Source organism: Brevibacterium limosum, assembly GCF_011617705.1.
Taxonomy (GTDB): Bacteria; Actinomycetota; Actinomycetes; order Actinomycetales; family Brevibacteriaceae; genus Brevibacterium; species Brevibacterium limosum.
In genome coordinates this window covers 1448640-1463541 of sequence record NZ_CP050154.1, presented here as the reverse complement: position 1 = coordinate 1463541, position 14902 = coordinate 1448640, and the positions used below count along the sequence as shown (strand labels likewise).

Below are 14902 nucleotides of genomic sequence, written 5' to 3'. Positions count from 1 at the left end.
CCTGGGGGAAGAGAATTAGACTGGTGGCTGCAGCACCGAAGTCCAGCAGCGGTCGGGACCGTCCGGTTCCCCGCCCGGTCCCCGCTGAAATGATGAGTCCGAACGATACGAAGAGCATGCCTGATCCCAGTCAACTCACGCAGTTCCCGCGGCCCTCGGTCGCGGTCGACACCGCGGTCCTCTGCCCCGTGCCCGGCCGTGGCCTGCATGTTCTCATGACCCATCCCGGAGACGGGGTGTGGCAGCTGCCCGGGTCGATTCTGCGTCCGCAGGAACGCCTCGCCGAGGCGGTCGCCCGCTGTCTGCGTGAGAAGGCTCGGTTGGTCGACCGTGCCCCCGTCCAGCTGCATGTGTTCGACCAGCCCGACCGTGACGATCGCGGCTGGGTGATCTCCGTAGCCCACCTCGATGTGCTCTCCGCCGCCGACGTCGGACTCGCCGAGGATGACGGCACCGGTGACACCCCCGCCGAGGCGGCCGAACCTGAGCCTGCGGAGTCCGATTCCGATCATCCCGACTCCCCCGTCCACAGCCGGAAGCTCGTACCCGTCCATGACGTCGGTGAGCTCAGTGCCGAACATCAGGAGATCGTGCGCGTGGCCGTGCACCGGCTGCGGGATTTCCACGAACGCACCCCGGACCCCTTCGGGCTGCTGGAGAGGGAGTTCTCGCTGCGACAGCTGCGCGAACTCCACGAGGTCGTCGCCGGGGAGAGCCTGCAGGCCGATACGTTCCGCCGCACCATGCTGCCTCTGCTCGACCCCACCGGTCAGGCCGTCAGCCAGGGGCGGGGCCGCCCTGCGCAGACGTTCACGAGGCGCTCGGCCCTGGCTCTGCGCGCTGACACTCGGCTCGAAACGCCAGAGGGATCCCGACGGGAGTGAGATGACTGAGATCGATCGTGACCCGTCCAAGCACATGCGCATCGACGTGTGGCTGTGGACGACACGGATGTTCAAGACCCGCAACCTCGCCACTCAAGCCTGCCGCGGCGGCCATGTCCAGGTCGATGGTCAGCGGGTCAAGGCCGCGCAGAAGGTGACGATCGGCCAAGAGGTCCGAGTGCGCAAGGCCGGGTCGGAATTCATCTGGAAGATCACCGGGTTCATCCCCACTCGGATGCAGGCCAGTGTGGCCGTGAAGTGCTACGAGGATCTGACTCCCCCGCCCGATCCGGCGCTGCGCGGATTCGTGCCCAGGCGCGACAAGGGCTTGGGGCGTCCGACGAAGAAGGACCGCCGGGAGATGGAGAAGTTCCTCGGCGATATGGCCAAACCGCAGTCCCGCAATCGCCGCGACTGATTCGCCGACCGCTCAGTACATGACGGTGGCGAAGGTGCCGACCTGTTCGAAGCCGACACGGGCATACATGCGCAGAGCCGTCTCGTTGTAGTCATTGGCGTACAGGCTCACCGTGGAATGGCCTTTGTCGCGGGTGCGTTGGACGACGGCGGCCATGCCCGAGGCGCCGAGGCCCTGATTGCGCACTTCGGGATGGACCCACACTCCTTGGACTTGGACGATGCGTCGAGCGCGGATGCCGATATCGGCCTTGAACAGCACCTGCTCGTCCTGTTCGGTGGCCGGCCACCTCGGCACCGCTCCTCCCTGCGGCAGAGTGTCGGAGATCCTGGCGTAGCAGTTCTTGCTGCGGATGATCCCGCGCACCCGCGACAGGTACCCGGCGGTGCCGTCCTCGATCGGTGAGAATCCGACCTCTTTGGTGAACATGTCGACGCTGGCGGGAAACACTGCGCCGAGATCGTCGAGAGTCACCCGGTGCACATGCTCATCAGGGGCCACCCGCGGATCGGAGCTGATGGCCAGCAGCGGCTGTCGCTCACGCACTCCGCGCGGTTCGCCCCAGTTGAGTCGCTGCCGCAGGTCGAGGATGACCGACCGACTGCCGATGAGTGAGCAGGACACGCGACCGTCGGCATTGAGTTTGCGGGCGAGCACGTCATTCGTCGCCGGAGTCGCCGCGACCGGGATGATGTTCCCGCCCACCCAGTAGGCGGCGACGGGTCGGTCACCGTCGAAGATTCCGTACAGCGTTCCTGCCGGTGACCCCAGCCGGGCAGTGCCGGTGACTTCGAGGAGGGAGATGAGGTAGACGTTCTCGCAGGGGTTGCGCGCAAGCAGGTCCGTCAGCCACCGGGTGTGCTGATGTTCCAGTCGTGCGATCCTCAGCGCCATGTGCCCCTGAACTCTTTCTCAGCCGTCAGCATGGGCCAATGACTGGACCATGAATCTGTTCGTCCTCACAAGGTATCGCACCTATCCCACGGTGACTTCAGGCGGCCCCGAGGCGACACCGGATGACTCGCCCGCGGCCTCCTCGGCGATGCGGTTGGCCTCATGGATGAGGGTCTCGACGATCTCGGATTCGGGTACGGTCCTGATGACCTCTCCCTTGACGAAGATCTGCCCTTTGCCGTTGCCGCTGGCCACACCGAGGTCGGCGTCGCGGGCCTCGCCGGGCCCGTTGACAACGCACCCCATGACGGCGACTCGCAGCGGCACCTCCATGCCTTCGAGGCCGGCGGTGACGCGTTCGGCGAGCGTGTACACGTCGACCTGCGCACGTCCGCAGGACGGGCAGGAGACGATCTCGAGCTTCCGGGGGCGCAGGTTGAGGGATTCGAGGATCTGGTTGCCGACCTTGACCTCCTCGGCCGGAGGTGCGGACAGCGACACTCGGATGGTGTCCCCGATGCCCTCGGCCAGCAGGTGGCCGAAGGCCGTGGCGGATTTGATCGTGCCTTGGAAGGCGGGGCCCGCCTCGGTGACGCCCAGATGCAGCGGCCAATCGCCGCGCTCGGCCAGCAGCTCGTAGGCGCGGACCATGATCACCGGGTCGTGGTGTTTGACGGAGATCTTGAAGTCATAGAATCCGTGCTCTTCGAACAGGGAGGCCTCCCACAGCGCGGATTCGACGAGCGCTTCGGGCGTGGCCTTGCCGAATTTCTCCATCAGCCGTTTGTCGAGGGACCCGGCGTTGACGCCGATGCGGATGGACACGCCTGCCTCGGCGGCGGCCTTCGAGATCTCTTTGACCTGGTCGTCGAATCTGCGGATGTTGCCGGGGTTGACGCGCACCCCCGCGCAGCCGGCGTCGATGGCGGCGAAGACGTATTTGGGTTGGAAGTGGATATCGGCGATGACGGGGATCTGGGATTTGCCGGCGATGATCGGCAGGGCCGCGGCATCGTCGGCGGTCGGGCAGGCCACGCGGACGATATCGCAGCCGGCGGCGGTGAGTTCGGCGATCTGCTGCAGAGTCCCGTTGATGTCCGTCGTCTGCGTCGTCGTCATCGACTGCACGCTCACCGGGGAATCGGAGCCGACCCCCACCCGTCCGACGTTGATCTGCCTCGTCTTCCTCCGCGGAGCAAGCACGGGAGGCGGCGGTGCGGGCATTCCGAGATTGACCGATGTCACGAAGGATCCCTTCAGTCGGGCTGGTGACCAGCCACAATGTCCGAGTCGGCGCCGATGCGGAGCCCGGATTGTGCGAACCATCACCATTGTAGGACCTCCCACTGACACACGGCCGACCGTCCGCAGTGCGCACCCTGGAACGGCACCTGCGCGACCGCGGGCCCATCCACGCACCACTGCCGCGCCGCCGACCACGCACCCCTATCACCGGCTGACGGTAGTGTGAAGATGACGTGAAGTCTGCACGAAGGAGCGGCCCAGTGAGCACACCCGAATTCGTCGAACCCGATATCGAGGCGATGACCGCGGCCCTCGATGCCGAATCTCAGAAGCTCGACGAACAGGGCGGATCCCTGGCGTGGGGAATCTTTCGCCGAGGCGGTCCCGCCCGAACCGTGAACGCCGACGTTCCGTACCGGATCGCCTCGATGACGAAGTCCTTCACTGCCGCAGCCATCGGCTTCCTCGCCGCCGACGGCCTCGACCTGGACACACCGTTCGGTGTCCTGCTGCCCGAGCTCGCCGACACTGCGATCGCCGACCGCACCTGCCGACAGGCGCTGACGATGAGCACCGGATTCACGAAGGACGACCCGTGGGCCGATCGGATGGAGGCGATGACTCCGGCCGAGCTCACCGCATGGCTGCACCGCGGCGCGATCGCCTGCGCGCCCGCCGACACCGGCTACGAGTATTCGAACCTCGGATATGCCCTGCTCGGCATGGTCGCCGAGGCGGTCACCGGCCGGACGTTCATCGAACTCGTGAGCACGGAGGTCTTCGAGCCGCTGGGTCTCACGCGCACCGGGTTCGACCACACCGACTTCCCGGACCTGGCGTCGGGGTTCCGCGTCGATCTCGACGGCGGCCTCCACCTGGCAGAACTCACCGGCCCGGGGGTCTTCTCCCCCATCGGCGGTGTCATCTCCACAGTGGACGACATCGGTGCGTGGATGGACACACACCTCGCTGCCCTCGAACACCTGGACACATACACGCCCGGAGCCTGGTCGCGGATCCTCGCCGACGACCAGCAGCCACGACGGACCATGGAGCTCCAGACGAGTGACCATCACTCGGAGACGCTCAGCTACGGATACGGGCTCGAGACACGTCTGGACACCCGATTCGGTCGCGTCGTCTGCCATTCCGGCGGCTACCCCGGATACGGCTCACACATGCGGTGGTTCCCAGACCTGGGGTTAAGCATCGTCGTGCTCGGCAACACCACGTACTATCCGGCGCAGCGGGTCGTCCAGGACTCGCTCGACCTCGGGTGGGCGGCGGCCACGGGACGACAGGCCACCCGGCTGGAACGACGGACCACCTCGGTGCCGGTGCCGCGCTTCCCCGCAGCCCAAGCCCAGACCGACACCGTGCTGGCCGCGGCAAACCTCGTCAACGACTTCGACGACGCCGTCGCAGAGGCGATCTTCTCGACGAATATGGACCTCGACGAACCCCGCGACGAACGGCGGGAGCGCTTCGCCCGGTGGCGGGCGGAGAAGCAGATCGACCGTCCCGTCACCGGGGCGGACCTGACCATGGTCTCCCCGCTGCGCGGAGTGGTCACAGTGCCGTACACCGGCGATTCGGCGGTGACGGGCACAGCAGAGGCGAAGGCAACGATCACGGTGGGGCTCAACCACCTCGGCGAGGTGCAGGCGATCACGCTCAGCAGCTGAACGAGCTCAGCCGCAGGCGACTCACGCTCAGCCGCAGAGTTCGGTCGCTCAGCCCAGCCGCCCTGCCTCTCCTATCCCCCGGAGTTGAAGATCGCGTCGAGGGTGATGGGTTTGACGAGGTCGACGTAGACGAGCAGTGCGGTCATGCACAGCATCAGGCCGATGCACACATAGGTCAGGGGCAGCAGCTTCGCCGTGTCGAAGGGACCGATCAGCCCGCGTCCGCGCCACCGGTTGATGCGGCGGCGCGCGCCTTCGTAGAGGCCGACGGCGATGTGACCGCCGTCGAGCGGCAGCAGCGGGATCATGTTGAATGCGAACAGGAAGATGTTGAGCGAGCCGAGCATGCCCAACCCCATCTGCGCTTTGTCGACGACGTCGATCTTGTCGGTGGACACGATCTCGCCGGCGATGCGTCCGACGCCGACCATGCCGACAAGCCCTTCGGCGTCGCGGTCCTTCGTGCCGACGGCGACCTCGCCGATGTCGACGAGTTTGACCGGCAGCGTCAGGATCGCGTGGAAGACTCCGGAGACCTGATCCCACACTGCGCCGGGGAACTCGCCGAGCGGAAGCGGCTGGCGTTCCTGGACGGGTCCGACGCCGAAGAAGCCCTGTGTCTCGGTCTGCGGAGTCCCGTCCGGGTTGAGCACTGCCTTGCCCGCGTCGTCGGCCTTCGGCCGTTCGGTGGCGATGATCGGCACCGTCACCGTCTGTGCCTCGCCGTCGCGGACGAAGTCGACATCGACGCGTTCGCCGGCATGTTCCTTGATGACCGACGACAGCTGGTCCCAGTCCTTCGTCTCGACACCGGCGATCGCGGTGATCTCATCCCCCGGTTTGATCCCGGCCTCCCACGCGGGCGTGAGCTGATCGTCGGGTCGGCACCTGTTCTGCTCCGAGGCGGGACGCTCCTGCGCCTCGGAGGCGGGCACGGCGCATTCGACAACGGTTTGAACCGTGGTCGTCGGAGTGACCACACCGATGCCCAGCAGTGAGATCCCCATGATGAGGATGCCGAGCACCAGGTTGACGAAGGGACCTGAGAACATGACGACGAGCCGTTTGGGCACGCTGAGCGCATAGAACGTCCGGTGCTCCTCCCCCGGCTCGATCTCCTGATTCGAGAACTCCCGGGCATCGGCCATCGTGTCCTCGAACAGCCGCCCCTTCCGCTTCTTCCGATCCCTGCGCAGCGGAGCGGCATCACCGTCACCCATCCCCTCGCCGAGGTGTTCCACCGTTCCGTCGCCCGTTGAGTCGAGTGCCGCGCCCGGTCCACCGAGGAGGTCTTCCGTGCCGTCGACACTGCTGTTCGCAGCGACGCCGTTGTTCGCGACTGCTGCTCCTTCGAGGCGGGATTTCGTCGCGTCTTCCGGCGGGTACATTCCCGGCATCGCGATGAACCCGCCGAGGGGGAACGCTTTGATGCCGTATTCGGTCTCACCGCGGCGGAAGGAGAACAGGGTCGGTCCGAAGCCGACCATATAGTGCGTGACCTTGACCCCGAACTTCTTCGCCGGGGTGAGGTGGCCGAGTTCGTGGAGCGCAATCGAGATCGAAATGCCGATGAGGAACAGGATGATCCCGACGATATAGAGCACAACTGTCATCGGCGACCCCCGTTCTGTTCGGCGACATCGGCACGAGCGAACTCCCGTGCCCAGGCATCGGCGACCAGTACGGTCTCCACCGTGTGGTCGGCCGCCGGTTCGTGAGCGGCCAGTGCTCGGGTGAGGCCCTTGTCGATACCGGTGAAGGCGATGTCACCGGCGATGAATGCTGCGACGAGTTCCTCATTGGCGGCATTGAGCACCGCCGGGTAGCTGCGGCCCTTCTTACCTGCGTCGATGGCCAGGCCGAGCGCGGGAAAAGCGAGATGGTTGACCGGTTCGAACGACCAGTGCATGGGCTGGCCCCAATTGTGCGGGACGGCTCCCGAGGACAGGCGTTTCGTCGTTCCATCGTCCTGGGTGCCCAGAGCGTAGGAGATCGGCAGCCGCATATCCGGTGGTGAGAGCTGCGCAATCGTCGAGGCATCGGTGAACTCGACCATCGAATGGATCTGCGACTGCGGATGGACGACGACCTCGATGTGGTCGAAGTCGATGTCGAAGAGCAGATGCGCTTCGATGACTTCGAGGCCCTTGTTGACCAGGGTCGCCGAGTTGATGGTGATCATCGAGCCCATCGACCATGTGGGATGGTTGAGCGCCTGAGCGGGGGTGACTCGGCGCAGGGCATCGCGGGTCATTCCCCGGAAGGGCCCACCCGAGGCGGTGATGATGAGTTTGCTGACTTCCCCATGGGTGCCGGCCCGCAGCGCCTGGGCGATGGCGGAGTGTTCGCTGTCGACGGGAACGAGTCGGGCACCCGTGGCCCGGGCTGCGTCGAGGACGATGGAGCCGCCGATGATGAGGGATTCCTTGTTCGCCAGGGCCACATCCGTGCCGCGCTCGAGAGCGGCCAGAGTCGCGCCGAGACCGGCCGCACCGGTGATCGCGTTGAGGACCATGTCCGCCGCCGAGCCCGCAACCACCTCGGCGGCGTCATGCCCGAGGTGGATGGCTTCGACGGGATCAGCGATTCCCCGCTCGGCGGCCAACTGGGTCAGGCGCTCACGCACCTCGGACTCTCCCCCGGTCGGAGGGGTCGTGAGCCCGATGACGGGCACACGGAAGTCAAGAGCCTGCTCGAGCAGAAGGTCGAGTTGAGATCCGGCAGCCAGGCCGGTGATCGCGTGCTCGTCCCGGTGCTCGGCGAGGACGTCGAGGGCCTGGGTGCCGACCGAACCTGTCGAGCCGACTACAATGAAACCACGTTTACTCACGCCAACCGATGATGCCAAAGTTCTCTGGGAAATGACTCGACATGAGCTCGTGTGTCGCCCAGCGTACCTGGTCATCTGTAGTGCTTCGGGACACCGGTCCTCCACCGGGTTCCGGTAAAACTGTGAATGAAGACAATCAATGGCGAAAGAGATGGATATGAGCAAGACGCTGAGCCCTGACGACATTCTTGGACTGGATTCGGTCTTCGAATCCGATGACCTCGAATTCGCATCGATCGTGAAGAAATGGCTGGACGAGAACGTTCGGGAGAAGATCGGCGACTACTTCCTCGACGCCACCATCCCCGCCCGCGAACTGGCCGAAGGACTCGGCGAGCTCGGTCTGCTGGGCATGCACCTCGACGGCTACGGCTGCGGCGGGTCGACAGCGACTCAGTACGGACTGGCCTGTCGTGAACTCGAAGCCGTCGACTCCGGTCTGCGTTCGCTCGTGTCAGTGCAGGGTTCGCTGGCGATGTTCGCCATCCACCACTGGGGATCGGAAGCGCAGAAGGAGGAATGGCTGCCGAAGATGGCCGCCGGCAAGGCCATCGGCTGCTTCGGGCTGACAGAACCCGATGTCGGCTCCGACCCGTCGGGGATGAAGACGACGGCGAAGAAGGACGGATCCGATTGGATCCTCAACGGCGCGAAGATGTGGATCACGAACTCGCCGGTCTCCGATGTCATGGTCGTGTGGGCCAAGACCGAAGAGGTCGACGACAAGGGACAGAACGTCGTCCGCGGCTTCGTCGTCCCCTCGAACGCCGAGGGTGTGCAGACCCCGGAGATCCACCGCAAGATCTCGCTGCGCGCCTCGATCACCGGTGAGATCGTCCTCGACAACGTCCGTCTGCCCGAAGATGCGATGCTGCCGAAGGCCAAGGGCCTCAAGGGCCCCCTGTCCTGCCTGTCCGAGGCCCGCTACGGAATCGTCTTCGGTGTCACTGGTGCCGCCCGCGATGCCCTGCTCTCGGCTCTGGAGTACACCGGCACCCGCATCCAGTTCGACCGTCCGCTCTCGTCGTTCCAGATCACCCAGCAGAAGCTCGCGAAGGCTTTCGGTCAGTACTCGCAGATCACGCTGCTCGCCGCTCACCTGGGCAAGCTCAAGGATTCGGAGAAGGGTGTGCGCCCCGAGCAGATCAGCCTGGGCAAGATGGTCAACGTCGACACCGCGATGAACGTCTGCCGTGACCTGCGCGCCCTGTTCGGCGGTTCGGGCATCACGAGTGAATACCCGCCGCTGCGTCACGCCGTGAACCTCGAGACCGTGCTGACCTACGAAGGCACGCACGAAGTGCATCAGCTGACCCTGGGGCGGACCATGACCGGGATCAACGCCTTCGCCAACTGATCCGCATCGCCCAGGGTGGGCCAGCGTACTGACTCCACCCGCTCACCGACCGGCTCAAAGTGCAGGCGCACGGCCCTCATGCACTGCACGTGCGCTTTGAGCCAGTCGGTACGAGGTCGGTTACTGTCAGTTTCGACCACGCAGTTCGAGGAGCACGGTCTGTTCGTCCTCGCCGAGGTGGCTCTGGGCTTCCAGCCTCCGCTCGGTTGCGAATGTGGTGGCCTCTGCGACCTGCCCACGACCGAGTTCGATGAGCAGCACTCCGTCCGGAGCCAGCCAGTCGAGCGACTCCGTGATGAGCCGTCGGACGAGGTCGAGCCCATCAGCACCGCCGAACAGAGCAGTGCTCGGTTCGAAGTCGAAGGCCTCATGGGGCAGAAAGTCGGCCGCAGTTTCAGGGACATAGGGCGGCACGGCCGCGAGGACAGAGATTGACTGCCGCAGTGAGTCGGGCAGTCCCTGGAGACAGTCGAGGACATGCCCCGTCACAGTGGCACCCGACTCCCCCACCTGTGCGGAGTCGCCTGTCTGGACGCAACAATCAACATTCTCCACAGCACATCGCACGGCTTCAGCCTGCGCATCGCCGAGGTGAATATCGACTCCCGGCACCCGGGCAGCCACAACTGAGGCGACCGGTCCGACCCCACAGAACGCTTCGAGCACAATAGGTCGGACAGCAGCGACGTCTGGCTCTGTCCCATTCCCTTGTGAGCTCATCATCCGCCGGGTCGCGGACACCGCGTGAGTCGCGAGCAGAGCAGTCCGCTGCCGTGGCACAAACACTCCAGGCTGGACACTCAATCGCAGGCCCGCGAAGTCGACCCAGCCGACGATCTGTTCGAGGGGTTCGCCGGCAACGCGGCGGGCCACGAGACCATCGAGTCTCCGCGCGGGCCCGCCCGCTGCCTCAAGGAGGATCGCCGCTTCGTCTTCGGCGAAGACACAGCCGGCGGCGCGCAGCGATTCCACCGTCCGTGTGAATCGCGGATCAGCCTGAACCCGAGGGCCATCCGCTCTCGGACCGAAGCACCCGGACGTCCGGGGCTCAGGAGGCAGAGAGGACCTCGCTGCGATACCAGTCGAGGCTCGACTGGGCATCGATCTCTCCGTCGTCGGTGAGCAGCATGGTGTGCTGTGGCTTAAGCGGCACCACAGCGGCGAATTCGACTCGGGAATCACGCATCGCCTGGTCGAGGTTCGCGGTCTCGGACCCGATCGTCACACCGACGCCTTCGAAGCGAGAGCGGGTGACCCGCACGGAGGCACGGCCCGACTCGAGCGGTTCGGCTTCGATCGTGTGCAGGACGACTGTGTCCTGGGCAGAAACAGCACCGACACCGTCAGTTCCGACACCGGGCGTCGCTCCACCAGACCCAGCGCGCAGGTCCACGACCAACCCGATGCGGGTGGCAGCGAGCAGACCGAGCGCCCGCGTCAGCGGCGGGACATCCTCGGCGAGGCTCAGCCTGGCACCGGATTCCGGGACCACTCCCATGGCGCGCAGAACTCCGGCGAGCTTCGAACTGCGGTCGAGCACCTCGGCGCGGTCGAGCTCGACGGGCACCGACAGTGCCTTGATGAGGCGCGGATCGGTGACTTCGCGGCCGTCGACCAGAGGTTTCTCCGGGGCGGGACCGGTGAGGACGACGTCGTCGGCCCGGCCCATCGCGATCGGGAAGTCGAGGAGCTCGTAGACGGGGTTGAGCGTGCCCGGATCGGTTGCGGTCGGGACCGTGAAGAAGTGGAAATCAGTCAACGGAGGCCATCACTTCGACGACGCGGTCGATGAACGCATCGACCTGGTCCTCGTTGTACGCCTTCTTGCCTTTCCCGGTCTTGAATAGCACGCGGCGGACCTGGTCGACGCTCATCGCCACGCCCTGTGTGAAGTACGAGTTGACCTTGTCGCACATATCGTCGACCTGGTCGATGTCGTAGCCGATGACTCCGGGAGGAGGGTTGTCGAAGCGCTCTCCGGGCTCGCGGACCAGACGTCCCCGCAGGGACGCCGCGACACGGGTGAGCTCGGAGACCCATGCGTCCTGACCGGACTGGGCGATCAGACGGTCACGCGCCTGCTTGGCGAAGGCGTCTTCGAGACGGTCGAGCGCAGCATCGACGACGGCCACGTGATAACCCTTGCGGACGAGGTCGAAGCCGACCGTGCGCACCGCCCGGGAGTCGAGATCGCCGGGCTGCGGCGTCGGCCGTTCGAAGGACTCACGTGCACGCTTGAAGAAGCTGTCGACCTGCTTGGGGTCGTATCCGTTCTTCCAACCGGACATTCGAGGGAAAGTCGTGTCCGCCATGTCTCCTCCAGAAGCGAGTGGCTGTGGTGTTTCCACCATGATAGATGGAAGCCGCAGAAATTGCGTGGCCGCGGTCGGCAGGCGCCGAATCGGACGGAGATCAGTCGGCTGCGGCGAGCTGTCCGCAGGCGCCGTCGATGTCGGAACCGCGGGTGTCGCGGATAGTCGTCGGGATGCCCTGATCGATGAGGCGGCGCACGAATTCGTCGGCGACCTCCGGTTCGGAGGCCGTCCACACCGAGCCCGGGGTCGGGTTGAGCGGAATCGGGTTGACGTGGACCCAGCCGCGACCGCGTGCGTTGAGTTTCTTCGCCAGCAGTTCGGCGCGCCAGACGTGGTCGTTCATGTCCTTGATGAGCGCGTATTCGATGCTCACCCGTCGACCGGTCACCTGGTAGTAGTTGAACGCGGCGTCGATGGCCTCATCGGCCTTCCACCGGGTGTTGACCGGGATCATCTCATCGCGCAGCTCGTCATCGGGTGCATGGAGGCTGAGTGCGAACGTGACCGGGATGTCCTCGGCGGCGAGTTTGTTGATGCCCGGCACCAGCCCGACCGTGGAGATCGTGATCCGACGGGCCGACATGCCCAGGCCCTCCGGGGCGGGCCCGACGAAGCGGCGCACCGCGTTCATCACCCGCTTGTAGTTGGCCAGGGGTTCGCCCATGCCCATGAAGACGATGTTCGAGACCCGTTCGGGCCCACTCGCCGAGGTGGCCGTGGCCTCCCCGTCGAAGGCGGACTCCCCCGCCGCATCGTCATCGTCGGCTTCCGCGCCGAGAGCGGTCTCACCTGCACCGGGCATATCCGATCTCGGAGCCTCGGCGAGTTCTCCGGCGGCGATGACCTGGTTGGCGCGGACGACCTGTTCGACGATCTCGGCCGTCGACATGTTCCGAGTCAGACCCTGCTGGCCGGTGGCGCAGAACGGGCAGTTCATGCCGCACCCGCACTGGCTGGACACGCACAGCGTGACTCGGTTGCGGTAGCGCATGAGCACGGATTCGACGAGAGCCCCGTCGAACAGGCGCCACAGGAACTTGATGGTGTCGCCGTTCTCGGTGCGCAGGCGACGCACCTCGGTGAGCAGATGCGGGAAGAACCGCTCCTGGATCTCCGCCCGCTTGTCCTTGGGCAGGTCCGTCATCGCCTCGGTGTCGGTGACGTAGTGGCTGAAGTAGTGGGTAGAGATCTGCTTGGCCCGGAATCCGGGCAGTCCCATCTCTGTGACCGCGTCGATGCGTTCGTCCATCGTCATATCGGCCAGATGCTGAGGCGGCTGCTTGACCCGTGCGGACTTGAAATTGAGAAGGGGACGGCCATCGCGCATCGGGGTCGTCGATGTCGTGCCGTCGGCATGTTCGACGACGGGCCTGGTCTGCCTTCTGCCTGCTTGAGAACTCACACGGCCATTGTCTCATGTTCGCCGCTGGACTGTCGTGTGTGAGCCGCCACGTCGGGCGGATACAAGCCGCCACGTCGGGACAGCGGCTCGAGACGCACGGTCCACTCGGTGCCGAGGAACCGCCTCGGCGACCGGCTCAGAGGTAGCCGGGCAGCACCGAGAAGAGGACGAGCGCGACGGGGGCGGTCGGCAGGATCGAGTCGAGTCGGTCCATCACGCCGCCGTGGCCGGGCAGCAGGGTGCCCATGTCCTTGAGTTCCAGGTCGCGTTTGATCATCGATTCGCTGAAGTCGCCGAGGGTGGCGAAGGCGGGGATGACCGCACCGATGACCAGCCCGGTCCAGAACGGTGCGTCGACGACCGTGACCGCGAGGATCGTTGCGACGACCGCGGCGAAGACGGTGGAGCCGAGGTAGCCTTCCCAGGACTTCTTCGGAGAGATCCGCGGGGCGATGGGGTGTTTGCCCCACAGCACGCCGAAGACGTAGCCGCCCGTGTCTGAGGCGACGACCGCGGCGAGGAAGATGATGATGTAGAAATTGCCGTCCGGCTGGGTCAGAAGGTAGACGATGAAGCAGGCCATGAGGCCGACGTAGGTCAGGGCGAAGAGGGAGAGCGAGACGTCTTTGACTGCGTTCTTCCGACGCTCGACCATCGTGAAGAGCATGACTGCTCCGGCGCTGGCGGCGAACGTCACCCAGAGAGCTTCGCGGCCGCCGATGTAGGTGGCGACGACCATGCAGGCGGCCGACACCATGGTCGGTACCCGGGAGACCAGGGAACCCGAACGCGACAGAGCGTTCGCCAGCTCCCACATCGCGGCGACGATGCCGACGAGGATGATGAAGAGGAAGGAGATCGGCAGGAACACCAGTGAGGCGAGCACCACGCCGCCGATGAGCAGTCCCATGCCGATCGCGGCCGGCAGGTTGCGGCCGGCCCGACCGTAGTCCTTCGATTCCGGTTCGGCCCCGTCTTCTGCTTCCTCGACGGTGGGATTCGACTCCGGGTCGTCGGGCGAAAACGGCTTGTCCGAGTTGCGCAGATCCCTACGTCTGGGGAACGGGGACTCCACCTGCGCTGCCTCGCCGGACGGATCCGGCTCCCCGAGGGGAGCCGGATCTGAGGCGGGACTGTCGGACCCTGTCACGGCAATCATCAGACCTCGAGCAGCTCAGCTTCCTTCTGCGCAAGCAGCTTGTCGACGCTTTCGACCTTACTCTTCGTCAGATCGTCGAGTTCGGAGATGCTGCGAGTGACCTCGTCCTCACCGGCTTCGCCGTCCTTCTTGATGCGCTCGAGCGTCTCCTTGGCGTGACGGCGGATGTTGCGGATGGAGACCTTGCCGTCTTCGGCCTTGCCCTTGACGATCTTGACGTACTCCTTGCGGCGCTCCTCGGTGAGGTCCGGGAGGACGATGCGGATGACGTTGCCGTCGTTGGCGGGGTTCGCGCCGATGTCGGAGTTGCGCAGGGCGGTCTCGATATCGCCCAGCGTGCCCTTGTCGTAGGGAGTCACGAGGATCGTGCGAGCCTCGGGCGTCTGGAACGAGGCGAGCTGCTGCAGCGGCGTCGGAGCACCGTAGTAGTCGATCTCGATGTCGGCGAACAGTGCGGGGTTGGCGCGGCCGGTGCGGATCGACGCGAAGTCGTCCTGCGTGAATTCGACGGCCTTGTCCATCTTCTCTCTGGCTTCGGCCAGTGTCTCTTCAATCACGGTTGCCTCTTTCCATCTCTTAAAGCTTTGAGTTCATTCTATGGGTCATCGCTGAAAAATGCCGCACCGAAACTTCACAGGGGTGTCCTCACCAGCGTGGACGCGCAACGGTGTGGTCGCCTCGGTGAGGGCGGTTCCACGCTGTGAGGGGCTGCC

At 65.4% G+C, this 14902-nt stretch carries 15 protein-coding genes; 5 read left to right on the top strand and 10 right to left on the bottom strand.

Annotated features, from left to right (window positions below; translation table 11 throughout):
- Nucleotides 1–116: 116 nt before the first annotated feature.
- Together GUY37_RS06580 and GUY37_RS06575 are read left to right on the top strand one after the other, a co-directional pair.
- Nucleotides 117–884 (top strand): NUDIX hydrolase, encoded by a 768-nt coding sequence (locus tag GUY37_RS06580; protein ID WP_166823648.1) that lies wholly within the window; start codon nucleotides 117–119, stop codon nucleotides 882–884.
- A gap of 1 nt (nucleotide 885) precedes the next feature.
- Nucleotides 886–1302, top strand: coding sequence for an RNA-binding S4 domain-containing protein (locus GUY37_RS06575; RefSeq protein ID WP_166823645.1), 417 nt, complete (start codon nucleotides 886–888; stop codon nucleotides 1300–1302).
- 12 nt (nucleotides 1303–1314) lie between these two features.
- On the opposite strand, the gene GUY37_RS06570 is transcribed toward GUY37_RS06575, so the two are convergent.
- Nucleotides 1315–2196, bottom strand: coding sequence for a GNAT family N-acetyltransferase (locus GUY37_RS06570; RefSeq protein WP_152348233.1), 882 nt, complete (start codon nucleotides 2194–2196; stop codon nucleotides 1315–1317).
- An 81-nt stretch (nucleotides 2197–2277) separates the two neighbouring features.
- Entirely contained in the window at nucleotides 2278–3441 is a 1164-nt protein-coding gene (gene ispG, locus GUY37_RS06565; protein WP_166823642.1) for a flavodoxin-dependent (E)-4-hydroxy-3-methylbut-2-enyl-diphosphate synthase, read from the bottom strand.
- A 260-nt stretch (nucleotides 3442–3701) separates the two neighbouring features.
- On the opposite strand from ispG, the gene GUY37_RS06560 reads away from it, so the two are divergent.
- On the top strand, nucleotides 3702–5126 hold the full coding sequence (locus GUY37_RS06560; protein WP_166823639.1) for a serine hydrolase domain-containing protein: 1425 nt from the start codon (nucleotides 3702–3704) through the stop codon (nucleotides 5124–5126).
- Between the two features lie 71 nt (nucleotides 5127–5197).
- Here the strand turns inward: GUY37_RS06560 and GUY37_RS06555 are convergent, their stop codons facing one another.
- Together GUY37_RS06555 and dxr are read right to left on the bottom strand one after the other, a co-directional pair.
- The gene (locus GUY37_RS06555; protein ID WP_166823636.1) at nucleotides 5198–6739 is read right to left on the bottom strand and encodes a M50 family metallopeptidase; all 1542 of its coding nucleotides are present in this window, start codon (nucleotides 6737–6739) and stop codon (nucleotides 5198–5200) included.
- Nucleotides 6736–7956 (bottom strand): 1-deoxy-D-xylulose-5-phosphate reductoisomerase, encoded by a 1221-nt coding sequence (dxr, locus tag GUY37_RS06550; protein ID WP_228278400.1) that lies wholly within the window; start codon nucleotides 7954–7956, stop codon nucleotides 6736–6738. Before dxr ends, GUY37_RS06555 begins: the two co-directional genes overlap by 4 nt.
- Nucleotides 7957–8113: 157 nt before the next feature.
- Here dxr and GUY37_RS06545 point away from each other — a divergent pair, with 157 nt between their 5' ends.
- Nucleotides 8114–9313 carry an acyl-CoA dehydrogenase family protein gene (locus GUY37_RS06545; RefSeq protein ID WP_166829464.1) on the top strand — a complete coding sequence of 400 codons (1200 nt, stop codon included), beginning with the start codon at nucleotides 8114–8116 and terminating at the stop codon, nucleotides 9311–9313.
- A gap of 126 nt (nucleotides 9314–9439) precedes the next feature.
- On the opposite strand, the gene GUY37_RS19005 is transcribed toward GUY37_RS06545, so the two are convergent.
- Nucleotides 9440–9802 (bottom strand): class I SAM-dependent methyltransferase, encoded by a 363-nt coding sequence (locus GUY37_RS19005; protein WP_208094783.1) that lies wholly within the window; start codon nucleotides 9800–9802, stop codon nucleotides 9440–9442.
- Here GUY37_RS19005 and GUY37_RS19000 point away from each other — a divergent pair.
- Nucleotides 9791–9943 carry a hypothetical protein gene (locus tag GUY37_RS19000; protein WP_208094782.1) on the top strand — a complete coding sequence of 51 codons (153 nt, stop codon included), beginning with the start codon at nucleotides 9791–9793 and terminating at the stop codon, nucleotides 9941–9943. The genes GUY37_RS19005 and GUY37_RS19000 overlap by 12 nt on opposite strands.
- Before the next feature lie 418 nt (nucleotides 9944–10361).
- Here the strand turns inward: GUY37_RS19000 and GUY37_RS06535 are convergent, their stop codons facing one another.
- From GUY37_RS06535 to frr, 5 genes are all read right to left on the bottom strand, one after another.
- Entirely contained in the window at nucleotides 10362–11072 is a 711-nt protein-coding gene (locus tag GUY37_RS06535) for a hypothetical protein (protein WP_166823627.1), read from the bottom strand.
- The gene (locus tag GUY37_RS06530; RefSeq protein WP_152348227.1) at nucleotides 11065–11625 is read right to left on the bottom strand and encodes a DivIVA domain-containing protein; all 561 of its coding nucleotides are present in this window, start codon (nucleotides 11623–11625) and stop codon (nucleotides 11065–11067) included. The genes GUY37_RS06535 and GUY37_RS06530 overlap by 8 nt, the downstream gene beginning before the upstream one ends.
- Nucleotides 11626–11725: 100 nt before the next feature.
- Complete coding sequence (rlmN, locus tag GUY37_RS06525; RefSeq protein ID WP_323127527.1) at nucleotides 11726–13030, bottom strand: 23S rRNA (adenine(2503)-C(2))-methyltransferase RlmN; 1305 nt, start codon at nucleotides 13028–13030, stop codon at nucleotides 11726–11728.
- A 136-nt stretch (nucleotides 13031–13166) separates the two neighbouring features.
- Nucleotides 13167–14189 carry a phosphatidate cytidylyltransferase gene (locus tag GUY37_RS06520; RefSeq protein WP_166823624.1) on the bottom strand — a complete coding sequence of 341 codons (1023 nt, stop codon included), beginning with the start codon at nucleotides 14187–14189 and terminating at the stop codon, nucleotides 13167–13169.
- Nucleotides 14189–14746: a ribosome recycling factor gene (gene frr / locus GUY37_RS06515; protein ID WP_152348225.1), complete on the bottom strand. Its 558-nt coding sequence runs from the start codon at nucleotides 14744–14746 to the stop codon at nucleotides 14189–14191. Before frr ends, GUY37_RS06520 begins: the two co-directional genes overlap by 1 nt.
- Nucleotides 14747–14902: the final 156 nt, after the last annotated feature.